The sequence below is a fragment of the Variovorax sp. ZS18.2.2 genome, assembly GCF_024701975.1.
Classification (GTDB): Bacteria; Pseudomonadota; Gammaproteobacteria; order Burkholderiales; family Burkholderiaceae_C; genus Variovorax.
Genome location: NZ_JANLNM010000007.1, coordinates 349,618 through 372,258, shown reverse-complemented (window position 1 = coordinate 372,258; position 22,641 = coordinate 349,618). Strand labels below are relative to the sequence as shown.

General features: G+C 66.2%; 17 protein-coding genes. 11 read left to right on the top strand and 6 right to left on the bottom strand.

The features are described 5' to 3' along the window. From NU688_RS25440 to NU688_RS25430, 3 genes are all read left to right on the top strand, one after another. On the top strand, positions 1-1,082 hold a 1,082-nt coding region (locus NU688_RS25440), incomplete at its 5' end, for an alanine racemase (protein WP_257863607.1). Positions 1,083-1,092: 10 nt separating this feature from the next. Further along, on the top strand, positions 1,093-2,010 hold the full coding sequence (locus NU688_RS25435; protein WP_257863606.1) for a MurR/RpiR family transcriptional regulator: 918 nt from the start codon (positions 1,093-1,095) through the stop codon (positions 2,008-2,010). Continuing rightward, positions 2,007-3,485: an amidohydrolase family protein gene (locus NU688_RS25430; RefSeq protein ID WP_257863605.1), complete on the top strand. Its 1,479-nt coding sequence runs from the start codon at positions 2,007-2,009 to the stop codon at positions 3,483-3,485. The genes NU688_RS25435 and NU688_RS25430 overlap by 4 nt, the downstream gene beginning before the upstream one ends. A gap of 78 nt (positions 3,486-3,563) precedes the next feature. Here NU688_RS25430 and NU688_RS25425 read toward each other — a convergent pair whose 3' ends face one another. Together NU688_RS25425 and NU688_RS25420 are read right to left on the bottom strand one after the other, a co-directional pair. After that, on the bottom strand, positions 3,564-3,869 hold the full coding sequence (locus NU688_RS25425) for an antibiotic biosynthesis monooxygenase (protein WP_257863604.1): 306 nt from the start codon (positions 3,867-3,869) through the stop codon (positions 3,564-3,566). Further along, on the bottom strand, positions 3,856-4,662 hold the full coding sequence (locus NU688_RS25420; protein WP_257863603.1) for a nuclear transport factor 2 family protein: 807 nt from the start codon (positions 4,660-4,662) through the stop codon (positions 3,856-3,858). The genes NU688_RS25425 and NU688_RS25420 overlap by 14 nt, the downstream gene beginning before the upstream one ends. 573 nt (positions 4,663-5,235) lie before the next feature. Between NU688_RS25420 and NU688_RS25415 the strand changes: the two genes are divergently transcribed. Further along, positions 5,236-7,482: a hypothetical protein gene (locus tag NU688_RS25415; protein WP_257863602.1), complete on the top strand. Its 2,247-nt coding sequence runs from the start codon at positions 5,236-5,238 to the stop codon at positions 7,480-7,482. A 51-nt stretch (positions 7,483-7,533) separates the two neighbouring features. Here the strand turns inward: NU688_RS25415 and NU688_RS25410 are convergent, their stop codons facing one another. After that, positions 7,534-8,793, bottom strand: coding sequence for a beta-propeller fold lactonase family protein (locus NU688_RS25410; protein ID WP_257863601.1), 1,260 nt, complete (start codon positions 8,791-8,793; stop codon positions 7,534-7,536). Positions 8,794-8,811: 18 nt separating this feature from the next. Further along, on the bottom strand, positions 8,812-10,341 hold the full coding sequence (locus NU688_RS25405) for an FAD-binding protein (protein WP_257863600.1): 1,530 nt from the start codon (positions 10,339-10,341) through the stop codon (positions 8,812-8,814). Between the two features lie 287 nt (positions 10,342-10,628). Between NU688_RS25405 and NU688_RS25400 the strand changes: the two genes are divergently transcribed. Further along, positions 10,629-11,195 carry a shikimate kinase gene (locus NU688_RS25400; protein WP_257863599.1) on the top strand — a complete coding sequence of 189 codons (567 nt, stop codon included), beginning with the start codon at positions 10,629-10,631 and terminating at the stop codon, positions 11,193-11,195. 41 nt (positions 11,196-11,236) lie between these two features. Here NU688_RS25400 and NU688_RS25395 read toward each other — a convergent pair whose 3' ends face one another. Together NU688_RS25395 and NU688_RS25390 are read right to left on the bottom strand one after the other, a co-directional pair. Continuing rightward, positions 11,237-14,410, bottom strand: coding sequence for a GH92 family glycosyl hydrolase (locus NU688_RS25395; RefSeq protein ID WP_257863598.1), 3,174 nt, complete (start codon positions 14,408-14,410; stop codon positions 11,237-11,239). A 234-nt stretch (positions 14,411-14,644) separates the two neighbouring features. After that, the gene (locus NU688_RS25390) at positions 14,645-15,571 is read right to left on the bottom strand and encodes a LysR family transcriptional regulator (RefSeq protein ID WP_257863617.1); all 927 of its coding nucleotides are present in this window, start codon (positions 15,569-15,571) and stop codon (positions 14,645-14,647) included. 144 nt (positions 15,572-15,715) lie between these two features. On the opposite strand from NU688_RS25390, the gene NU688_RS25385 reads away from it, so the two are divergent. The 6 genes from NU688_RS25385 to NU688_RS25360 all read left to right on the top strand — a co-directional run bounded on the left by NU688_RS25385 (position 15,716) and on the right by NU688_RS25360 (position 22,586). After that, entirely contained in the window at positions 15,716-16,618 is a 903-nt protein-coding gene (locus NU688_RS25385) for an amino acid ABC transporter substrate-binding protein (RefSeq protein WP_257863597.1), read from the top strand. Between the two features lie 4 nt (positions 16,619-16,622). Next, positions 16,623-17,915 (top strand): aminotransferase class V-fold PLP-dependent enzyme, encoded by a 1,293-nt coding sequence (locus NU688_RS25380; RefSeq protein WP_257863596.1) that lies wholly within the window; start codon positions 16,623-16,625, stop codon positions 17,913-17,915. A 69-nt stretch (positions 17,916-17,984) separates the two neighbouring features. Then, the gene (locus NU688_RS25375) at positions 17,985-19,109 is read left to right on the top strand and encodes a hypothetical protein (protein WP_257863595.1); all 1,125 of its coding nucleotides are present in this window, start codon (positions 17,985-17,987) and stop codon (positions 19,107-19,109) included. Between the two features lie 20 nt (positions 19,110-19,129). Beyond that, positions 19,130-20,374 carry a toxic anion resistance protein gene (locus tag NU688_RS25370; protein ID WP_257863594.1) on the top strand — a complete coding sequence of 415 codons (1,245 nt, stop codon included), beginning with the start codon at positions 19,130-19,132 and terminating at the stop codon, positions 20,372-20,374. Beyond that, positions 20,371-21,957: a VWA domain-containing protein gene (locus NU688_RS25365; RefSeq protein WP_257863593.1), complete on the top strand. Its 1,587-nt coding sequence runs from the start codon at positions 20,371-20,373 to the stop codon at positions 21,955-21,957. The genes NU688_RS25370 and NU688_RS25365 overlap by 4 nt, the downstream gene beginning before the upstream one ends. Next, positions 21,957-22,586 carry a hypothetical protein gene (locus tag NU688_RS25360; RefSeq protein WP_257863592.1) on the top strand — a complete coding sequence of 210 codons (630 nt, stop codon included), beginning with the start codon at positions 21,957-21,959 and terminating at the stop codon, positions 22,584-22,586. The genes NU688_RS25365 and NU688_RS25360 overlap by 1 nt, the downstream gene beginning before the upstream one ends. Positions 22,587-22,641 lie beyond the last annotated feature (55 nt).

The window sequence follows — 22,641 nt, the reverse complement described above, 5'->3', positions numbered from 1 at the left end:
ACCTTGCGCCGCACGGCAAGACCACGATGTCGCCGCAGCTCTTCCAGAGGCAATTGGATGCGGGCGCCTGGGGCCTGACCTTCGCGACTGTCACGCAGCTGGCCGTGGGCGTGGCGGCCGGGGCGCGCCGCACGCTCATTGCCAACCAGGTGGTGAGCGATGAAGACCTGGCGGGCATCCAGTTGCTGCTGAGCGCGAATGCCGGGCTGCGCATCGTGTTCCTCGTTGATTCGCTGGCGCAGCTCGGGCTGATCGAAGACTGGGCCAAGCGCCATCCCGCGAGCGTGCCGTTCGACGTGATGATCGAGATCGGCGTCGAAGGCGCGCGCACCGGTTGCCGCACGCATGAAGAAGCCGTGACGCTCGCCACGCGCCTGCGCGCAAGCGATGCGGTCAAGCTCGTCGGCATCGAGACCTACGAAGGGCAGGGCGCCACCGGCGTGAGCGAGCCCGACACCGCCTATGCCAACACGCTGATGGACCGCGTGGAAGCCATCGCGCGTCACTGCGATACGCAGAAGCTCTTCGAGACCGACGAGGTGCTGGTCTCGGCCGGTGGCTCGGCCATCTTCGATCTCGTGGCCGGGCGCCTGAAGCCCGCGCTGGGTTCGCCGGTGCGCGGCCTGCTGCGCTCGGGCTGCTATGTCACACACGACCACGGCTTCTACAAGCGCATGGTCAACGCGGTGGACGAGCGCCTGGGCTGCGATTGCGGCGAAAGCCTGCGCCCCGCGATGGAAGTCTGGGCCACGGTGCAATCGCGCCCCGAGCCGGGCCTTGCCATCCTTGCCGTGGGCAAGCGCGACATCTCGTTCGACCTCTCGATGCCCGTGCCCATTGCACGCGCGGCACGCGGCGCGCTCGAAGCGCAGGCCGTGCCCGCCGGCTGGAAGATCACCGCGCTCAACGACCAGCACGCCTACCTGCGCTGGGATGTCAGCGAGGAAGCGGATGCACCCAAGGTCGGCGACCGCGTGGGCCTCGGCATCTCGCACCCCTGCACCACCTTCGACAAATGGCACTGGATGCCCGTGGTTGAAGAGAACTACCGCGTGAGCGACGCCGTCGCCATGCACTTCTGAACGCGCACCGATGACGCCCTCCCTGCTCAAGAAAATCGCCGAACTGCGCAGCAGCGCCCCGGCCACGCGGCGCGCGATTCTCGACCTGATCCTCGAAGACCCCGACCGTGCACTCGAAGAGAGCTTCGAGCAATTGGCCGAGCGTTCGCGCAGTTCGGTGCCCACCATCATGCGCACCTGCCGCGACCTGGGCTTTGCGGGCCTGCGCGAATTCAAGCTCGCGCTCGCGCAGGAGCTGGCGCTGGGCGGTTCGCCATTGCACCGCCGCGTCAACATCGAGGACGCGGCCGACGAAGTGGTCGGCAAGATCGCGCGCAGCGCCGCGGCCTCGGTCTCGGGCGTGCGCGGCCAGCTCGACATGCAGGTGCTCGACGGCGCCGTGGCCGCCATCGCGGCCGCGCCGCATGTGGACCTGTACGGCGCGGGCGCCACCTCGTGGTTCATGGCCAACGACCTGCAGGCGCGGCTGTTCCGGCTCGGCCTCTCGGCGAACGCCTGGGCCGACTACCACCTGCAGCAGGTGGCGGGCGCGGCGCAGCGGCCGGGCGGCGTGGTCATCGCCATCTCGCACGTGGGCGGCATGCCCTCGCTGCTCGACGCGGTGGACATCGCGCGCGGGCAGGGCGCCAAGGTGGTCGCGCTCACGCGGCCCGGCACGGCGCTCGCGGCCAAGGCCGACTTCCTGCTGGGCCTCTCTGTGCCCGACGACGCGGTGATGCACGTGGGCATCGATGCGTACCTCACGCACCTCACCGCCATCGAAATTCTCACGGTGCTGGTCGCGCAACGACGCGGCGAACCCGCGGTGCAGCGCCTGCAGCGCGCACGCGAAGCCTTTCAGCGCCATGGCATCGACGCCGCCACGCACCCGCTGCAAAGCTGGGACGGCGGCGGCATCAACGACGAAAAAGGAGGACGCGCATCGTGAGCGACCCCAAAGCCGTGAAAGCCGTATTGCTCGAAGCCGGCCTCGTGGTCGACGGTTCGGGCGGACCCTCGTGGCCCGGTGACGTGCTGCTGCAAGGCGACCGCATCCTTGCGCTCGGCGAAGGCCTGCGCGGGCGTTTGCCCGAGGGCTTGAGCGTTGCCGATCTCGACATCGTCGATTGCCGTGCGAAGGTGATTGCACCCGGCTTCATCGACGCGCACACGCACGACGACGCCATCGTGCTGCGCGACCCGCTGTGCCTGCCCAAGGTGTCGCAGGGCATCACCACGGTGGTGACGGGCAACTGCGGCATCTCGCTCGCGCCGTACCGCACGCCGCAATCGAAGCCGCCGCTCACGCTGCTGGGCGCCGATTCGTTCAAGCACGCGACGATGGCCGAGTACCGCGCAGCTGTCGATGCGACACAGCCCGCACTCAACGTGGCCGCGCTCGTCGGCCACACCACGCTGCGCTTCGCGACGATGCAGGCGCTCGACCGGCCCGCGAGCGGCGACGAACTCGCGCGCATGGAGGCGCTGCTCGACAGCTGCATGGCCGATGGCGCGCACGGCATGTCGTCGGGCTTGTTCTACGAAGAAGCCTTTGCCGCACCGGCGGAGGAAGTGACCGCGCTCGCGCGCGTTGTCGCGCGCCACGGCGGCGTGTACGCCACGCATCTGCGCAGCGAGATGCAGCAGATCATCGAAGCGCTGCACGAGGCCGGCGACTCGGCCTTCAATGCCGGCGTGCCGCTGGTCATCTCGCACCACAAGTGCGCCGGTCCCGCGAACTGGGGCCGTACGAAAGAGACGCTGCCGCTGATCGAGTCGCTCGCGCAGCGCCAGCAGATCGCGATGGACGTGTACCCCTACGTGGCCGGCTCCACCGTGCTGCGCGAGGACTTGGTGGATGGCGTCATCGACGTGCTGCTGACCTGGTCCGACCCGCATCCGGAGATGACCGGGCGCCTCGTCTCCGACATCGCGCGCGAATGGGGCACCACCGAACAGGAGGCCTGCTTGCGCCTGAAGCCCGGCGGCGCCTGCTATTTCCAGATGCAGGAAGAAGACGTGGAGCGCGTCATCGCGCACCCGCTCACGATGATCGGCAGCGACGGCCTGCCGCACGACCGCCACCCGCATCCGCGCCTCTGGGGCGCGTTCCCGCGCGTGTTCGCGCGGTATTGGCGCCAGCGTCGCCTGTTCACGCTGGAACAGGCCGTGCACAAGATGACCGGCATGACCGCGCGCAACCTGCGCATCGCGGATCGCGGATTGCTGCGCGTCGGCACGATGGCCGACGTGGTGGTGTTCGACCCCGAGACCATCACCGACACCGCGACCTACGACAAGCCGCACGGCGTGAGCGAAGGCGTCGAACGCGTGTTCGTGAACGGCGTGCTCGCCTATCGCGGCGGCGAAGGCGAAGCGAAGGTGCTTGCGCGCGCGGGGCGGATGCTCACGCGCGGAAGCTGAGCGTTTCCCCGTCGACCACCGCGCCGCGCTTGAGCATCTGATGCGCACGGGCACAACTGCCCGCGCGCATCGCTCTCATCAATCTCGCACGTAGCGCTTCATGTGCATGCTCGTGGCGTCGATGCTGTCCATGAAGGGCTTGGCTGCTGCCGCATTGCCGAAACTGGCCATCGACGCGTCGGCGTCCTCTGCCGAACGCCAGTGCACGATCACCAGCCAATCGCTCTCGCCGCTGCTGGCCGACTCGCGCGAAATGAATCCGGGTTGCTGCGCCACATGCTCTCGACCCACGGCGGCATCGATTTCGCGGAATGCCTCCAGGCTCACACCCGCTTTGACCTTGAGCGTGACGACCTCGATCACCTGGGGTTCAGAACTTGCCATTTTCATGTTTCCAGTCTGCGCGCGGCGCGATGGTTTCGATGGTGTCCCAGTGCTCCGCAATCTTTCCTTGCTCGACACGAAACAGGTCATAGAAGGCACTTGCGCGCCCGGCGAGCTCTCCCTCGCTGGCGACCAGCACGAAATTGCCTTCACCCAGCACGCGATGAATGCGTTCGTATTTCATCGTGATGCCTGCCTTGGCCATCGCTTCCAGCGCGCGACCCAGTCCGCTCAGGCCATCCGCGATGTTCGGGTTGTGTTGCACATAGCTGTCGCCTTCGATGTACCCGGGGAGCAGGTCGACCTTGCCGCCGACCAGAATGTCCGTGACGAAAGCATGCACCAGTGCCTTGTTGGTTTCGGTGGCGCCAAGGTCGACGGCCTCGGTCGGGCCGTCGACCATGGTGTGGCCGCTCAGGTTGGGTGCTGGTGCCGTTTCTTGCAGGTTGTCCCAATGCTCGACGATCTTTCCGTTCTCGAAACGGAATACGTCGAAGCCGATCTTCGGGCCGAAGAAGTTGTAGTCGGTGTGTGCGAAGACGTAGTCGCCATCCTCGAACACGCGCACCGTGTTGACCCGGGCCGAGCCCTTGGGCAGCTGCTGCAACACCGCGCCGAAACCGGCCAGGCCATCGCCCACAGCCAGGTTGTGCTGAATGTATTTGGCAGCGTCGATGTAGGCGACAGGGCTGGGGTCGCCAGTCTCGATGCTTTTGAGAAGTTCGACGATCTTTCGTTTGTTATCTGTCATTGAAAGCGCTCCCGTATCGATAGGTTGAAAGGCAAGAGACATTCGCGCAGATGCGGAACGGCCCGCCGGGAGTATCCGACGCCTCTTACCAGAGGCGCTGAAAGTGCGACAGCGGAACTGCGCCTCGAACCGAGGTCACGCCGCCGCAGCGGCCATCAACTCCATCGTGAATGGCGGGCCGGCGTACGGCGGCGTGAAGCCGAAGCGAAGGTGCTCGCGCGCGGGAATGGATGTGCACTCGCCTGGCATGAATACTGCTGAACCGGTCTCGTCTCTTGTCAGGGAGGGGCACATGAGCTGACGACCGGAGGCAACACCCGGCGCGGTTTCTCTTCGCACGCGCACTCCCGAGCATGTGGACATCCGGCAGAGCCCGCCTTTCGCTGCGCGATCGGCAAGCTCTCATCCATGTCTGAGTCAGGGAGAGAAAAAATGAAGCTTCGGAGTGTGAAGGGCACACGGCAGTCGTGTGCGTTGTTCTTTGTTTTCGCGTTGTTGTTAACCGGGTGTGGCGGCGGTGGCGGTGGTGCACCGTCTTTCATGCCCGCAGTGGCCACGGCGGCCCCGCCTTCTGCCGAACCCCCTGCTTCCACGGTTCCTTCCGAGCCCATCCCCGTGACGGTGATGCCGGTGCCCGAGGATCCTTCGGTGCTCACGCGCTTTTCGCACACCGTGCCTTTCGGCGAGAAGGGCAGCTTCGTGGCTTCGGAACAGATCGTCTACGAACTCGGCGCCACCGCCGTGGCCGACGCGAAGTACAAGGACGTGATCTACACCGTGCCGTTGCGTGGCACGGTGCGCTATCCCGGCGCGCCGGTTGCATCGGGCGGCGCGTCGAAGCCGCAGATGTCTCCATCCGGCGGTTTTCCGGTGGTGGTGTTCCTGCATGGCATGCATGACTCTTCCGAACTCAACAACGCCAAGGGCTACGACTACCTGCAACGCGACCTGGCGGAGAACGGCTATGTCGCGGTTTCCATCGACGCAGGGAAGATCAACGGCCTGAACAACAGCAATGCCTCGGATGCCGGCGCACTGGCCCGCGGCCAGTTGCTGATGATGACCCTCGACATCCTGCGCGCAGGCAATGCGACCGGGGTCTTCAATGGCGTCGAGCGGGCCGAGTTGAAGGGCAAGCTGGACCTCGACCGGGTGGGCATCCTGGGGCACTCGCGCGGTGCCGAAGCGGTGGCCTATGCGGTCGAACTGAACAAGCAGCGCGTCGGCATCAGCTTCCAGGACGTCCAGACGGCGCGAGCGCTTCGCCTGGGGGTTTCGGAGGCGGAGGCCGAGCAGGTGAAAGCCAAGGCTGCGGTAGACAGCGCCAGGATTCCAGCCGCCGCCGCGGCTGCGAAGCTCAAGGCCGCGAAGGACGCACTGAAAAATGCGCAGGCGCTGGTGCCGGTTGCACCCGCGTCCGTCATCTCCGCGCTCACGCAGGCCGTGCAGGACCTGCAGGGCCCGGCCAGCAATGCCCAGGCCGTGCTCGATGCCCAGATCGCGGCGCTGGATGCGGTCGAGGTCCGTCTGCGGGATGCGCTGGCGAAGGCGGTCCCACTCAGGCCCATCAACAACGACAGCACGAATTGGCTCACGACGGCGAACTCGCAGGATGCCTTGCAGCAGTCGGGCATCGTGCTGCCTTCCAGCACCGAGGCACCGCACAAGATACGTGCAGTGTTCTCGCTGGCGCCCATCAACGCCAGGCGCCTGTCGGGGGTCACGCACGTTCCTTTCGCGACCTTGCTGCCCATGTGCGACGGCGATGTCTACACCATGCCGGGCGCCCAGATATTCGACGACAGCCGCTACACAGCACCGGACGACAGCGCACCCAAGTTCCAGCTTGCCGTCCGGGGAGCCAATCACAACTTCTACAACAGCTACTGGTCGGAGGACGACGACGCGGAATCCTCGACCGCTTCGCTCTATTGCAACAAGCCCGGACTGATCGAAACGCTGCGCATCTCCGCGCCCGATCAACGACGCAACGGCGCTTTCCTGATCGAGTCCTTCATGCGCTACTTCGTGGGCGACGAGGTCCAGTACGCGCCTTACTGGAAGGGGCAGGCGCCCATTCCCGCGGCGGGTTGCCCTGCGGGTGAGAGCAGCTGCGACGAGCGCGTCGTCGTGACCATCCATCAGCCCGCGGGCAGTCGCAAGCTGCTGCAGGATTTCCGCAACGCGGACAGCGCGGCGAAGAATCCGCTCGGCCTTTCGGCCGCGTTCGACGGATTTCAGCAGGCGATCCAGTGCAAGTTTCTGACCCTTGGCTTTGACTTGCCCGCCTTCGGCATCCTCAGCAGCAGACCTGCCTCGTGCACGGACACGTCCACGGGCCTGTCCGCGCAATCCTTGTACGGGCCTGGCGACAACTATCCCTATCGGGACTACTTCCCGGCAGATCAGCAACTGATCTGGTCCATCACCGACCAGGCTCAACTGCAATGGAGCAAGGCTGGCGCCAGCATGCAGGTCAACACGGGCGATCTTTCGGCAAGCGGTTTCGACACACTGAGTTTCCGCATGGCTGTCGTGGCGTCGATCGGCCAGGAGGTGGAGGTGTCGATGACTGACACGCAGGGCCGCTCGGGCACGGTGAAGGGCAGCGATTTCACCGATGCGCTCTACGGCATCGCACGCAAACGAAACGGCAGCATCCCCCTGGTCGACGCGCCGGAAGATGCCATCTATGCCGACACCGGCGTCACGAGGCCGCTGCTGAACATGGTGGCGATACCGCTCAAGGCGTTCACGCTGCGCAACGTCGACATCGGGCACATCCGGCAGGTGACGCTCCGCTTCCCGAAGGCCTCGGGCAGCGTGGCGGTCAATGATGTGCAGTTGCAGCGAATGAACTGAGAGGGCGACGAGGCCGGGGCCTGGGAGCTGAACGCTCCCGGGTCCTTGTTCTCAGACAAACACCAGGCACACCGGCGTAGGCACCTGCGCCACCTGCACCGGCTGGTCCAGCCTGCCGCTCGCAGCGTCGATGCGCAGGCGCAGGATGGTGTCGCCTTTCTGGCTGAGCGCGTAGAGATGGCTGCCCCCCGGCGGCATCGCCAGCGCGCGCGGAAAGCGCAGGCCTTCGCTCCAGTGTTGCAGCGGTGTCAGCGCGCCGTTGCCCGCGTCGATGCGGAACGCGGCGATGCTGTCGGCCATCGGGTGGTCCGACTTCAGGCGCCGATTGGTCGCATAGAGATATTGCCCCGAGGGATGCATCACCAGCGCTGCCGCGCTCTTCTGGCCGCTGTAGCCATCGGGCACGGTCGAGACGCGCTGGCGCTGTTCCCCGACCTTGCCGCTCGCCGCGTCATAGCCGAAAGAGGCGACCGTGGCGTCGAGTTCGTTCACCAGGTACAGGAAGCGCTGCGACGGATGCAGTGCGAGGTGGCGCGGTCCGCTGCCGGGCGACACCGGCGTGCGGCCGAGCACGGCCAGCTTGCCGTCGGCGAGCGTGAAGGCGTTGATGCGGTCGGTGCCGAGGTCGGTGGCGAGCAGGCGCTGGCCCGAGGCATCGAACAGCACCATGTGCGGATGCGGCGACTCCTGCCGTTCGGTGTCGGGGCCGGACCCGGTTTCCTTCTCGATGCCCGAGACCTTGCCGAGCCTGCCGTCCGCCTCGATGGGCAGCACGTTGTAGGCGCCGCCGCCATACAGCGCCACGGCGAGGGCGCGGCCATCGGGCGAGACGGCCAGGTGCGCGGGGATCACGCCCGAGAGTGAGAGCGGCTGGCGGTTGAGCAGCGTCAAGCGCCCGTCGTTCGCATCGATCGCATAGGCCTCGGCCGTGCCGGTGGGCAGGCCCTGGTAGGTGTCGATTTCGTTGATCGCGTAGAGGAAGCGCCGACTGGGGTGCACCGCGAGGAACGAGGGGTTCGCGCTCGCCACGGTCTGCACGGGCGTCCAGCCGCCGTCCCTGATGGCGAGCACGTAGATGCCCTTCGATGCCGGGCCGCCGGCGGTGCCACCGGGGGCGTCGAAGGTGTAGGTGCCGACGTAGGCGAAACGGGGTGCGGGTGCTGTGTTGGCGGTTGCCGTGGCCGCACCGGTGTCCGGGGTCTGGGCGCCGGCCGGGACCAGCGGTGTCAGTGCGCCAAGGGCGGAGGCGCCGCCGATCCACTGCATCACGGCGCGGCGGTTCTGGCCGGGAAGGTTGGCGTTGTGTGTCATGGGTTTCCTTCCTCTCGTTCAGGACCGCACCGACATGGCATGGTGAAAGATGTTGTTCGGGTCGTAGCGCCGCTTCACTTTTTGCAGGAAGCCATAGAGCCCCTGGTCCCCATAGTAGAGCTGCGACCAGAACGGGTACGCCAGCATGTCGTTGTCGGGGTAGTTGATGTAGCAGCCTTCGTAGCGCTCGCCGGGGTAGGGCGTGCCGGCATAGCGCTCGGGCACGTCGGGCGTGCCGTACACGTCGCGGTAGAAGTCGCTGATCCAGCGCAGGTGGCCCGCATCGTCCGCCGCGCTGCGCCAGTAGGTCTGGTACTGCAGCTTCATGATCGATGCGCGCTGCGGCACGGCGGTGTCGCCGATGCGCTCGGGCTTGTTGACCGCGCCGCCATAGGAATCGACCTGCACCAGCGACTGGCTCAGGTCGACACCGGGCATCGTGCGCGTGAGGTGCGTGTAGATGCGCTGCGCTTCGCGGGCGGTGAAGTTCTGCTTCATGTAGGCCGACTTGTACTTGCCGCGCTGGTTCTCGCCCGAGCCGTTGAGGTACTGCGTGGCGGTGAGCCAGTCGTAGCGCGTGACGGTGTGCGGCTTGGAGCACAGCAGTTGCCCGGCGCCCCGCTCCGGTGCCGGGCCCACGCCCGGTGCGCGGCCCTTCAGCGGCACCGGCGTGCAGGCGCGAAAGCGGTCGAGAAAATCGTTGAGCACCGTCAGGTCGTTGCAGGTGCCGTCGGGGTTGCAGAACTGCGTGAGCATCACGATCTGGCCCGACGAGCGGTGCGTGAGCTTGAGCAGCGAGAACATGCCCCAGGTGTCGGGCGACTTGCCGCGCGTGGCCCAGTAGTCGCCGTAGATGGAGAGCAGCTCGGCAAAGCGCGCGGGCGTCATCGTGGCCCAGTCGAACGCGACCACCGCGATCGCCACTTCGCGCGGCGCCGTCGGCAGGGTGTCGAACACGTAGTTGGTGATCGCGCCGAAGTTGCCGCCGCCCGCGCCGCGGCAGGCGCGAAACAGCTCGGGCTCGCGGGTTGCATCCACGGTGCGCGGGACGACCTTGCCGCGCGCATCGACGGTGAGGATGTCCACCGCGGAGAGCCAGTCGACCGTGAGGCCCTGCAGGCGCGACAGCAGGCCGTAGCCGCCGCCGCAGATGTGCCCGCCCGCGCCCACCGAATAGCAGGAGCCGCCGGGGAGCGTGACGTTGCTCTGCTTGTAGAGCTCGAGGTAGCCGTTCCAGTTTTGCGTGCCGGGGCCGATGCGGTAGCGCCCGTCGGCCTTGCCGCTGCTTGCGCCGCTGAGCAGGCTCAGGTCGAGGATCGCGCCGTCGGGGTTGTTGGAGACGAAGTCCTCATAGCAATGGCCACCGCTGCGCAGCGTGGGGCGCAGACCCGCGTCGACGATGCGCTGCAACGCGGCCGCGGCATCGCCCGGGGTCTCCGCCAGCTCGATGCGTGAAGCCGCATCCGACTCCGTGGAAGGCCATCGCAAGTTGAAGCCCTTTTTCAGGGTGTTGTAGCGCGCATCCTGGCGGGTCACGGTGATGGTCATGGGCACTTTCTGGTGGAGGTGTTTGCGACGGTGGGAGCTTGAGGAAGGAGAAGGTCTGCTTTGCCTTGGGTAATGCCGAAAATGAAAGACTTTTTCTTATTTCTTGGAAATTTGAGGCAAATTGCCGGTGAATCGCCATATTCACGCATATTTCTGCGTGATTTGAAATAACTTTTCATCAGGGCGATGCGAGATCACTGGGTGCAAAGACGATGCCGCATGCAGGCTCGATAGGATGTGCGCGCCCTTCACGCGCGTTCTTCCTTTCACTTCTCATGCACACAGCGGTGCCCCATTCCGTCGTTCACCTCATCGGCCCCGGCGGCGCCGGCAAGACGACGGTCGGCCCTTTGCTGGCAGGCCGGCTCGGCTGGCGCTTCATGGATCTGGATCGGGAATTCATCGCGCGGGAAGGCGATGTCGCCGCGTACATGGCGGTCCATGGGTATGCGGGCTACGCGCTGCGCAACGTGGATGTCTATCGCGAGGTGATGGACGCACGCACGGCACCCACCGTCTTCGCGCTTTCGTCCGGTTTCATGACCTATGCTGCAACGATGGACCCGCAATACGCGGTGCTTCGACAGGCCATCGCGCACGACGCGCTGACGGCGCTCCTGTTGCCGTCTTTCGATCTGGAAGCATGCGTCGAGGCCATCGTGCAAAGACAACTGGCGCGGCCGTACCTGGCAGGCAACCGGGCGAGCGAAGAGGCGCGCATACGCGATCGCTTTCCCTTGTTCATGGCGCTGCGGTGCGCGCGGTTCGACAGCGGCAGAACACCGGAGCAGTTGGCCGCGCACATCGAAGGGATGGTGCGCGAGCGGTTGGATGAATCCGGTGCCTGCCGCTGACGTGCCTTTCGCGCGCGTCACGCCCATCGGCACCGGAACGATCACTTCGCCTGCGCCAGCAGTTCAAACTCCGACACGGTGACCGCGCCCGGGCCATCGATCTCGAGCCGGTACTTCGCATAGGCCTGCGCGTTGTCCTTGATGGCGAACGGCCGGGTCTGCCGGCGCCACAGGAAGCTCTCGCCCTTGCGCTCGTCCAGCGTGACCCAGGTGGTGCCGTCGTTGGAGGCCTTGAGCCGCCAGCTCTTCGGGTCCTGCGCTGCGCCCTGGTTGCCCGATGTCAGCGTGTAGACCTTGACCACGCTCGAAGACTTGCCTGCCTGCAGCGACGCTTCGATCCATGTGCCGTCGGCGCCGCTCGTCCAATTCGTGCCGGAATCCCGGTCGAACAGGTTCGGCAGCGTGTCGCTTGTCTTCGCCGACACGTCGTAGGTCTTGGTCGGCAGCAGCGACAGCAGCGGCGCGGGCTTGGCATTGCCCTGCGTGATCGATGTCGGCGCATCGTTCTCGCCCGTGCCCCACGCCGAGGCCCGGGCGCCCATCACGAATTCCAGCGTGGCGCCGTCGGCGATCTCGGAGTGCAGCAGGTAGCTGCGCGTGATGTCCTTGCCGTTCAGGCGCAGGCTCTGCACATAGCGGTTGGTGTCGCTCACGCCGGGCGCGCTGATGATGATCCGCTTGCCGTTCTGCAGGCTCACGACCATCTTCGGAAAGTAGGGCGCGCCGATCGCGTACTCGGGCCGGCCCATGCTGACCGGGTAGAAGCCCATGGCGCTGAAGACGTACCACGCCGACTGCTCGCCGTTGTCCTCGTCGCCGATGTAGCCGCTGCCGTCGGGAATGCCGTTCTTGTCGAGGCCCGAGGTGTAGAGCTTGTCCATCACGTTGCGCAGATGCTTTTGTCCCTCCGAAGGCGTGCCCGCGTAGTTGTACATGTAGAGCGAGTGGTGCACCGTCTGGTTGGAGTGCTGGTACTGGCCCACCTTCGCGAGTTCGCTGGCCCTGCGGGCTTCCTTGACCTCGTGGATCACGCGACCGTAGCTCCCGCCATCCAGATAGGTCGGGGCCGAGAAGAAGGCGTCGAGGCGCGACTTCAACTGAGCCCTGCCGCCGTACAGGTTGGCCAGGCCCTGGCCGTCCTGCGGTGTCAGGAAGGCATAGGACCAGGCGTTGCCCTCGGTGTAGCCGTAGCCCCAGCTGTAGGGCGTGACGTTGCCCCATTGGCCGACGTTGTCGTCCCATGCACCGGCGCTGTTCTTCGAGCGGAACCAGCCGCCCGCCCAGGTGCCCGAGGTTTCGGAGGAGAACAGGTTGGCGTAGTTCAAGGCGCGGCTGCCGTAGTAGGCGGCGTCGTCCGGCTTGTTCAGTGCCTTCGCCATCTGCGCGAGGCCGAAGTCGTTCAGGCTGCCTTCGAGCGACCAGGCCACGTGTCCGGGCGCCGGGTCGTTGATGCCGATCTCCGTGGGCGTGTAGCCATAGAAGATCGACTTCTCCATGCCCTTGCGGCCCTTGCTGCCTTCGCTGCTGTAGACCGATGCGTTCCTTTGCATCGAGGCGTAGGCCGCGTCGGCGTCGAAGTTGCGCACGCCCTTGAGGTACGCGTCCGCAAAGATCACGTCGGAGCTGGTCGCCACCATGCTGTCGCGGTAGTCGGGGCCGGACCATCGTGGCACCCAGCCGCCGTCCTTGTAGGCGTTGACGAAGCCGTCGAGCATCTCGCCCGCTTCCTTGGGCAGCAGCAGCGTGTAGAGCGGCCAGGTGGTGCGGTAGGTGTCCCAGAAGCCGTTGTTGACCCAGATCTTTCCGGGCTTGAGCGGCAGCGACGAATCGTAGGGGCTGACGTACATCGCCTTCCCCTTCACGTTCTCCCAGGCCGAGTTCGGGTAGAGGAAGCTGCGGTACAGGTTGGAGTAGAGCGTGACCTTCTGGTCTTCGCTCGCGCCTTCGACCTGCACCGTGTTGAGCTTGTCGTCCCAGGCGGCCCCGGCCAACTGCTTGACTTCGTCGAAGCTCTTCGCGGCGATCTCCTGGGCGAGGTTGTCCTTCGCCTGGTCGACGCTGATGAACGACGTGGCGATCCGCATGCCGACGGTCTTGCCGGTCTTCTGCGTGTCGAACTGCACCCACGACGGGAAGCGCGCTCCGCCCTGCACCTTGGCGATTTCTGCGTCGAACACGGCGTAGAAGAAGAGCGGTGGTGCGTTCTTGTCGCCCACATAGTCGGCCTTGCCCGAGATCGTCTTGCCGGCCTGGTCGACCTGCAGGTTGCCGCCGCCCGCGAAGAGGTCGAACAGCACCGTCATGTTCTGCTGCTTCTCGGGTGCGGTGAAGCGGAAGTACGCCGCATGGTCGGTCGGCGTGATCTCGGTGCGCTGCCCGTTGTCGAAGACCAGGCTGTAGTAGTGCGCCTTGGCGATCTCGTTCTTGCGCTGGAAGCTCTCCGAGCGGTCGGACTTGCCGGTGATGAGAACGCCTTTGCTGTCGGTCTTGCTGATCGGCATGATCTGCATCGTCTGGCGATTGCCGATCCACGGGCTCGGCATGTGCACGACGCCAAAGCCCATGATCCTGTCGAGAAGCACCTTGTTCGCTTCGTCCTCGTAGAACTGATAGAACCAGTTGGAGTCGTCGCGGTTCACCGGCGTCCAGAAATTGAAGCCGAAAGGCACGGCCACCGCGGGAAAGGTATTGCCGCGCGTGAAGTCGCCGTTGGAATTCGCGCCGCGCAAGGTGTTCACGTAGCCGGCCAGGGACTGCTTGATGAACGCGTCGGCGCCAGCGGGACCTGTGGCACCAGCGGGACCTGTGGCACCAGCGGGACCTGTGGCACCGGCGGGACCTGTGGCACCGGCGGGACCTGTGGCGCCAGCGGGACCTGTGGCGCCAGCGGGACCTGTGGCACCAGCGGGACCTGTGGCACCAGCGGGACCTGTGGCACCAGCGGGACCTGTGGCACCGGCGGGACCTGTGGCACCAGCGGGACCTGTGGCACCACCGGGACCTGTGGCACCACCGGGACCTGTGGCACCACCGGGGCCTGCGGCACCACCGGGGCCTGCGGCACCACCGGGACCTGTGGCACCGGCGGGACCTGTGGCACCGGCGGGGCCCGTGTTGCCAGCGGGGCCTTCGGCACCGGCTGGACCTGTGGCGCCAGCGGGACCCGCCTCCCCTGCGGCACCCGCTGTCCCGTTGACGGCAACAGGCACTGCCATGAATTGCGTCTTGTCCGAGCCGCCGCCGCATGCGGCCAAGGACGTCAGAGCCATCGTCAGCGCGAGCCGACACACTGCTTTCATTCTCATTTGTCTCCCCTTGTGCAACACGCACGAACCCACCATGCGCGAGGCAGTGTAGGAAGGCATTGCCACGGAAATGCATGTGCATTTCCCGTAGCGAACACGGCGTTCGCTACGCAACAAGGAAAGGGGAGAAGCGCCCGTAGGCGCTCAGCGTGCTGGCGTTTCTTCCTCGTCCGCCTGCGCCTGGAACATCCGCGTGAAGTCGCAGCACGCCTGCGCCAGCATCACGATCGACGAGGTGAGCGCGCTGCGGTGCTCGCCCTTGTGCATCGCCACGTAGCGCACCACCGGCAGCGGCGGCGTGACCTCGATCACCGACAGCATGCCGGCCGCCACCAGCGGCGAGAGGCATTCGCGCGGCAGGTAGCTCACGCCCAGCCCCGACACGGTGAGCCCCGTGAGCGCCACGAGGTTGCTCACCACGATCACGTTGGACGGTTGCACGCCCTGGTCCTTCATCCACGCGTCGTAGGCGCGCCCGGTGCCCGAGTTGTTGCCTTGCACCAGCATGCGGTGCCGCGCGAGGTCGTGCAGGCGCACGGTGCCCGTCGTCTGCACCACGCCGGGCTTGCACATCCAGGCGCTCTTGACCTTGCCGATGACCTTGCTCTGCATGCGCGAGTCGGCAAAGGTGTCGGGCACGATGACCACGTCGAGCGCGTCGACCAGGAGCTTGTCGCGCAGCTGCAGGCTGTCGTCCACGTCGGGCTCCAGGATCACCTTGGGGTAGTGCTGCTGGATCAGGCCGACCAGGCGCGGCAGCCACGTCATCGCGGTGAGCTCGGTCACGCCGATGCGGATGCGGCGCTCCACCACGCCGGGCTTGCCGAACTGCTCGACCGCCGCATCACGCTGCTCCAGCAGCTTCTTGGCGAGCACGAACATCTCCTCGCCCTTTTCGGTGAGACGCGCGCTGCGCTGACTGCGATCGAAGAGTTCGGTGTCGAACAGCAGCTCCAGCTCATGCACCCGCTTGGACACGGCGGACTGCGAGGTGTGCAGCTGGTTCGCGGCCTGTGCGAAGCCGCCGAGCTGGCCGATCCAGTAGAGGGCTTCGAGTTGCTTGAAGGTCATCACGGTGCGGGTCTCCTCTGCAGGCGCTCCAAAAGAACGCTTTTGTTCATGCAATTCGATCACAAAAAATCGCTTTTGGAAATTCATCGAGGCGCAGAAGATTCGCCCAGCTCACCCTTCACTGCAAACCAAGGAATACACGCCATGGACTTCTTCAAGCTGCCTCCTGTCCTTGCCCTGGGACTCACCCTCGCCTTCACCTGCGGCGCCGCCAGCGCCCAGGACGCCGGCACGCTGCAGAAGATCAAGGAGAGCGGCACGATCCAGATCGGCGCCCGCGACAGCCAGATCCCGTTCTCCTACAAGCTCAGCGCCGACAGCGCGCCCATCGGCTTCACCAACGACATCTGCCTGAAGATCGTCGATGCGGTGAAGGCCAAGCTGGGTCTGGCGAAGATCGAGGTGCGCTACACGATGCTGAATTCGACCAACCGCATTCCGCTCTTGCAGAACGGCACGGTCGACCTCGACTGCGCGACCACCACCAACACCACGCAGCGCCAGGCGCAGGTCGATTTCGCGCCGAGCCACTTCGTGACCAACATCACCGCTGCGGTGCGCAAGAGTTCGGGCATCAATGCGCTGGCCGACCTCAACGGCAAGAACGTCGCCACCGTCTCGGGCAGCACCTCGATCCAGCTGCTGCGCGGCGCGCGCAAGAGCGGCACGATCGAAGTGAACGAGATCGCGGGCAAGGACACCTCCGACGGCTTCCTGCTGCTCTCGACCGGCCGCGCCGACGCCTACGTGCTCGACGATGTGCAGCTAGCCGGCATGGTCGCGAGCGCCACCAACCCGGGCGAGTACAAGCTGCTGAAGGAGTCGCTGCGCCAGGAGCCCTACGGGATCATGCTGCGCAAGGACGATCCGCAGTTCAAGGCGCTGGTCGACGAAACGGTCACCGGTCTCATGAAGTCGGGCGCCATCGACCAGCTCTACACGAAGTGGTTCATGTCGCCGATTCCGCCGAAGAACGCGAACCTGAACTTCCCGATGTCCGACGCGGTGCGCGACATCTACAAGAACCCGAACAACAAGGGCGTCTGAGCACATGCCGACCACGCTTGAAAACCACCCCCGCGGCCTGGCGTTTGCCGATGCGCTGATGCGCGAGGTGAAGGCGCGCTTTCTGCTCGTGGACCGCGACCACCACGGCCGCGAACGCCTCTACTTCGACAACGCCGGTGGCTCGTTCCGGCTCAAGGCCGCGGCCGAGCGCTTCGCGCAGGTCGATGCGATTCCCGACAACGCCGAGCGCATCCACGCGACCGCCGTCGAGCTGCAGCAGATCCAGGCGAAGGCCGGCGACGACCTGCGCACCATCCTCAACGCGAAGGGCGGCAGCGTGTATGCCTCGCTCACCGCATCTGGCGCCATGTTCGACATGGTGCGCGCGGTGACCGAGAACGTGCCGGGCACGAACATGGTCACGACGGTGCTGGAGCATCCCTCGGCTTTCGACGCGATGAGCCTCTACGCCGGCCGGCTCGGCCGCGAGCTGCGCGTGGCGAAGAGCAACCCGGTGACAGGCGGCATCGACGTCGAAGAGATCGTTCGTCTAGTCGACAAGGACACCTGCCTCCTCAACGTGATCTATGCCTCGAACATCTCGGGCGCGAAGCTCGACATGGCCGAGATCGTGCGCCGCGCGCGCGCCATCAAGCCCGACCTCTACATCCTCGTGGACGCGGTGCAGCATGCGCCGCACGGCCTCATCGACCTTGAGAAGACGCCGGTGGACGGCATCAACCTCGCGCCCTACAAGTTCTTCGGCTGCCGCGGCTCGGGGCTCTCGTGGGTGTCGGACCGCGCGGCCGTGCTGCCGCACCACAAGCTCGTGGGCAAGAAGCCGGACTTCTGGGATCTGGGCAGTTCCGCGCCGTGGCAGTTCGCTGCGCTCACGGAGATCGTGGACTACGTCTGCTGGATCGGCGGCCAATTCACAGATGCCGAGGAGCGACGTGCGCTGTTCGTCGAGGGCATCGGGCGCATCGAACTGCACGAGCGCGCGCTGCTCGCCGCGCTGCTCGACGGCACCGGCAATGCAACCGGGTTGCGCGAGATGCGCGGCGTCGAGGTGTTCCTCGACCATGAAGACCTCACCAAGCGCGACCTGATCCTGGGCATCGGCTTCGACCGCATCGACTGCACGCAGGCGGTGGTCGAGTACGGCAAGCGCGGCGTCACGGTGTACGAGCGCGTGGCGACGAGCATCTATTCGAAGCGGATGCTCGAGTCCTTCGGGCTGGAAGGCACGGTGCGCGTCTCGCCGCTGCATTGCCATTCGATGGCCGACGTTGAGCGCTTCCTCAAAGTCACGCAGGAGATTGCGACCGTTTTGTGACAGCGCTGTCATATTGCGTCAGTAGGATGTTTCTCAGCCCCGCTACAGAGGGTCAGAGGAGCATGAGACTTGGAAATTCGAAAACTGATCGCGCCGGTGCTGGCCGTGGTCTTGCTGGCCGCGGTCGGCTCCGGGGTCTGGTATTCGAACACCCGCCTGCACGATGAGTCGGCCACCGCCGAGGCGGCGCGCATCGAGCAGCAGAAGCAGGTCACGCTGCGTGGCCTGATCGGCTCCGAGAAAGAAACCTTCTTCGCCGACCCGCGCGTGCAGAAGGCACTGGCCGCGCAGGGCATCACCGTCACGGTGGAGAAGGCCGGCTCGCGGGCCATTGCCAGCCGCTACGACGCCAGCAAGCTCGACTTCGGCTTTCCCTCGGGCGCGCCCGCGGCGGCGCAGCTCAAGGCGCTGGCCAAGGCGCCGAACGTCTTCAATCCGTTCTACACGCCCATCGTTCTGGCGAGCTGGCGGCCCATCGCCGAGATCCTGGTGGCCAACGGCATCGCCGCCAAGCAGGGCGACTTCTACTACGTCGTGGACCTGCCGGGCCTGATGGCGATGATCGAGAAGGGCGCGCGCTGGAAGGAGTTGAAGGCGAGCGGCGCGTTTTCCACCAGCAAGTCGCTGCTGATCAATTCGACCGACGTGCGCACTTCCAACTCGGCCGCGATGTACCTGGCGCTCGCGAGCTACCTGGCCAACAGCCAGCAGATCGTGCAGAGCCAGGAAGACGTCGACCGCGTGCTGCCCATCGTCGCGCCGCTGTTCCTGCGCCAGGGCTTCCAGGAGCAGTCGTCCTCCGGGCCGTTCGAGGACTACCTCGCGCTCGGCATGGGCAAGGCGCCGCTGCTGGTGGCCTACGAATCGCAGATGGTCGAGTTCTGGCTCAAGAACCCCGACCGCCTCAAGAGCGACATGGTGCTGCTCTACCCCAAGCCCACGGTTTTCTCCAAGCACGTGCTCGTGCCCTACACGCCCGGCGGCGCGCGCCTGGGCGCGGCGCTGGAGAACGACCCGGCGTTGCGCGAACTCGCGCACGAATACGGCTACCGCACCGGCGGCGACACCAAGGGACCCGAGGCCTGGGCGCAGCGCGGCGTGAAGGTGCCCGAGGTGCTGGTCGACGTGATCGATCCGCCCAGCTTCGAATGGCTCGAGCGAATGATCACGGCCATCGAGGCCCGCTTCAAGTAATGAACCAAGGAACACTTCCAATGAACGCGCCCGTCACCGCAACCACCACGGCGCCTGCGCCGATCGATCTCCAACCCCCGCAGGCCTTCACGCTGGAGCCGCCCGCCGCCGTCGTGCCGGTGCCGGTGGAATCGGCCAGCGGCAAGGTGCGCCTGAAGCCCGAGGACGTGGCCGAGCTCGACGCGCAGGTGGCGCGCTTCATCGACGACATCACCGCGCACGACAGCCAGCATCCGCAGTTCAAGGAAGCGGTGGAGCGCATCCACTCGATGGGCAACAAGGACATCGAGGCCTCGGCCTCGGTTTCGAACCGCATGCTCGAGCGGCCCGTGGGATCGCTGCGCAATGGCCTGTTCGACAAGGGCGCGCAGATCGGCCAGTCGCTCATCGACCTGCGCCACCAGGTGGAAGACCTCGACCCATCGAAACAGGGCGACCTGTTCTCCGCGCGCAAGCTGCTGGGCCTCATTCCGCTGGGCAACAAGCTGGTCGCGTACTTCGAGCGCTACCAGTCGTCGCAGACGCACCTGAACGCGATCATCGAATCGCTCAAGCGCGGCAAGGACGAACTGCTGCGCGACAACACCGCCATCGAGCAGGAAAAGGTCAACCTCTGGACACTGATGGAGCGGCTCGAGAAATACGTGCACATCGGCAAGGCGCTGGACGGCCAGCTCGACGCCAAGGCGCGCGAACTCGATGCGAGCGACCCCGAAAAGGCCCGCGTGGTGCGCGAAGAAATGCTGTTCTATTCGCGCCAGAAGGTGACCGACCTGCTCACGCAGCTCGCGGTGAACATCCAGGGCTACCTCGCGCTGGACATGATCCGCAAGAACAACCTGGAGCTGATGAAGGGCGTCGACCGCGCGACCACCACCACGGTCGCCGCGCTGCGCACCGCGGTGATTGTGGCGCAGGCGCTGTCCAACCAGAAGCTGGTGCTCGACCAGATCACCGCGCTCAACGCCACCACCGGCAACCTGATCGCCAGCACCAGCGAGATGCTGCGCGACCAGAGCAGCGCCATCCACCAGCAGGCCGCCTCGAGCACCATCGAGATCGCCAAGCTGCAGCAGGCCTTCGCCAACATCTACCAGACGATGGACACCATCGCCGACTTCAAGAGCAAGGCACTCGATTCCATGCAGACCACGGTGGACACGCTGACCGACGAAGTCGCCAGGAGCCGCACCTACCTGGACCGCGTGCGCCGCCAGGAAACCACCGAAGTACTGCAGTCGCCGCGCGGCGAGGTCGCGCTGTGAGCCTGCGGATTCGTTGGCGTTGGCTGCTGGCCATCGTTGCGGTGGCCATGAGCCTCGCGGCTTGCGGCGACGACGATTCGCAGGCCGCGAAGAGCACGCCGGCTGCCATTCCGGATGCCGCCTTCACCATCCTCGCGGGCTCGGAGCTGAAGGACCTCGAAGGCCCCATCGTCGATGCCGCGAAAGCGGCGGGCGTGGAGGTGAAGCTCTCGTATGCGGGCACGCTCGATATCGTCGAGCGCATCAACGCCGGCGAACGCTTCGACGCGATCCTGCCGCCCAACGGCGCCTATCCGGCGCTCGCGCTGCAGGCCAAGCCGCTCGCACGCGACAAGCTCTTCTACTCGCGCATCGCGCTCGGGGTGAAGAAGGCCAAGGCCGCGCAATTGGGCTGGAACAAGCGCCCGCCCGGCTGGGCCGAAATCGCCAAGGCCGCGGGCGCCGGGCAACTGCGCTACGGCATGACCAACGCCACCAGTTCCAACACCGGCATGAGCGCGCTCTTCGCGGTGGCCTCGGCGCTGGCCGGTAAGACCGAAGACCTCGGCGCGCAGGACGTGGACGAGAAGACGCTCAAGGCCTTCCTCTCCGGCCAGAAGCTCACCGCGGGCAGTTCGGGCTGGCTGGCCGAGGCGTACATCAACGACCCGTCCGCCATCGATGCGATGGTGAACTACGAGGCCGTGATCCTGCGCGCCAACGAGAAGCTGCCCGCGGCCGACCAGCTCGCGCTGATCTACCCGCGCGACGGCATGATCTCGGCCGACTACCCGCTGATGCTGCTGAACGCCGGCAAGCGCGAGGCCTACACGCAGCTGGTGGCCACGCTGAAGGCCGCGCCGTTCCAGCGCGATGCGTTGTCCGCCGCGTTCCTCCGCCCAGCCAACCCCGAGGTGGCCGCATCGAAGGAACTGCCCACCACCGCCGTGGCCGAGCTGGGTTTTCCCAACCGGCTGGAAGTGATCGACGCGGTGCTCGGCACCTACCAGTCGCAGTGGCGCAAGCCCGCCACCTCGATCTTCGTGCTCGACCTCAGCGGCTCGATGCAGGGCAAGCGCCTGGCCTCGATGCGCGAGGCGCTCAAGCTGCTCTCGGGTGCCGACGCGGCCACCACCGCGAGCGCGCGCTACAGCGCCTTCCAGAGCCGCGAGCGCGTGGTGCTGATCACCTTCGCGAGCCAGGTGTCGCCGCCTGTTTGGGTGCGCTTCGAAGGCGATGGCATCGACGCGGCCCGCACCGAACTGCGTCGCCTGGCCGATGCAATGGTGGCCGACGGCGGCACCGCGATCTACTCCGCGCTCGCCGCCGCCGAGGACCTCGCGCGCAAGGAGCAGCAGCGCGAGCCCGACCGCTTCGTGAGCATCGTGCTTTTGACCGACGGCGAGAACAACGCGGGCCTGAAGGTGCACGAGTTCCGCGACCGCTACGCGAGCGGGCTGCCGGCGCGCATCTTCCCGATCCTGTTCGGCGAGGCCAATGCGTCGGAGATGCAGGAGATCGCGCAGCTCTCGGGTGGCCGCGAGTTCGATGGCCGCAAGCTCCAGCTCGGCCAGGTGTTCAAGGAAATCCGGGGCTACCAGTGATGCCGGAGCGTTCGCTCAAACTGCGGGCGCTGCTGTTTCTCTACGGCAACGCCAACATCCTGGGCTGCGCGCTGGCACTGCTGGGGCCGGCGCTGCTGTTCGCGGGCGTCATCGACCGGGGGTGGCTGTGGATCACCGCCGGCCTGTATGTCGCGGGCTGTCTGCTGGGCCGCAAGGCGCCCGAACTCGAGCGCCGCATCGAGGACACGCTGAGCGTGGAGCAGACGCTGGAGCGCCTGGACCGCGTGGTCGCGCAGGCGCAGCCGCACCTCACCGAAGACATGCGCAAGAGCCTGGACAGCGTGCGCGGCTCGGTCGGCGAGGTGCTGCCCCGCCTGGTGAGCGCGCGTTCGAATGGCGATGACCTCTTCACCGTGCGCGAGACCGTGCTGCGCTACCTGCCAGAGACGCTGGCCAACTACGTGGCGCTGCCGCCCGCGTTCCGCATCACCCATGCGGTGAAGGACGGCAAGACCGCGCGGCAGCTGCTGGGCGAACAGCTGGGGCTGCTCGACGGCAAGCTGCGCGAGATCGTGGCGAACGTGGCTTCCAGCGATGCGGCCGCGCTGGTGGCCAACGGGCAGTTCCTGGAGAAGAAGTTTCGCCAGCCGGATTTCCTCGCGGGGTAGACCGTCTCGCGACGGGGCATAGGGTTGTTCGGGCGGATGGCCGGGCGCCTCGGGG

Bases quoted from the DNA above. Each gene is read 5' to 3' on its own strand.
- NU688_RS25420 (WP_257863603.1), bottom strand. From the start codon at position 4,662: ATGTCTCTTGCCTTTCAACCTATCGATACGGGAGCGCTTTCAATGACA.
- NU688_RS25390 (WP_257863617.1), bottom strand. From the start codon at position 15,571: ATGACCTTCAAGCAACTCGAAGCCCTCTACTGGATCGGCCAGCTCGGC.
- NU688_RS25380 (WP_257863596.1), top strand. From the start codon at position 16,623: ATGCCGACCACGCTTGAAAACCACCCCCGCGGCCTGGCGTTTGCCGAT.
- NU688_RS25395 (WP_257863598.1), bottom strand. From the start codon at position 14,410: ATGGCAGTGCCTGTTGCCGTCAACGGGACAGCGGGTGCCGCAGGGGAG.
- NU688_RS25425 (WP_257863604.1), bottom strand. From the start codon at position 3,869: ATGGCAAGTTCTGAACCCCAGGTGATCGAGGTCGTCACGCTCAAGGTC.
- NU688_RS25435 (WP_257863606.1), top strand. From the start codon at position 1,093: ATGACGCCCTCCCTGCTCAAGAAAATCGCCGAACTGCGCAGCAGCGCC.
- NU688_RS25370 (WP_257863594.1), top strand. From the start codon at position 19,130: ATGAACGCGCCCGTCACCGCAACCACCACGGCGCCTGCGCCGATCGAT.
- NU688_RS25360 (WP_257863592.1), top strand. From the start codon at position 21,957: ATGCCGGAGCGTTCGCTCAAACTGCGGGCGCTGCTGTTTCTCTACGGC.
- NU688_RS25405 (WP_257863600.1), bottom strand. From the start codon at position 10,341: ATGACCATCACCGTGACCCGCCAGGATGCGCGCTACAACACCCTGAAA.
- NU688_RS25385 (WP_257863597.1), top strand. From the start codon at position 15,716: ATGGACTTCTTCAAGCTGCCTCCTGTCCTTGCCCTGGGACTCACCCTC.
- NU688_RS25410 (WP_257863601.1), bottom strand. From the start codon at position 8,793: ATGACACACAACGCCAACCTTCCCGGCCAGAACCGCCGCGCCGTGATG.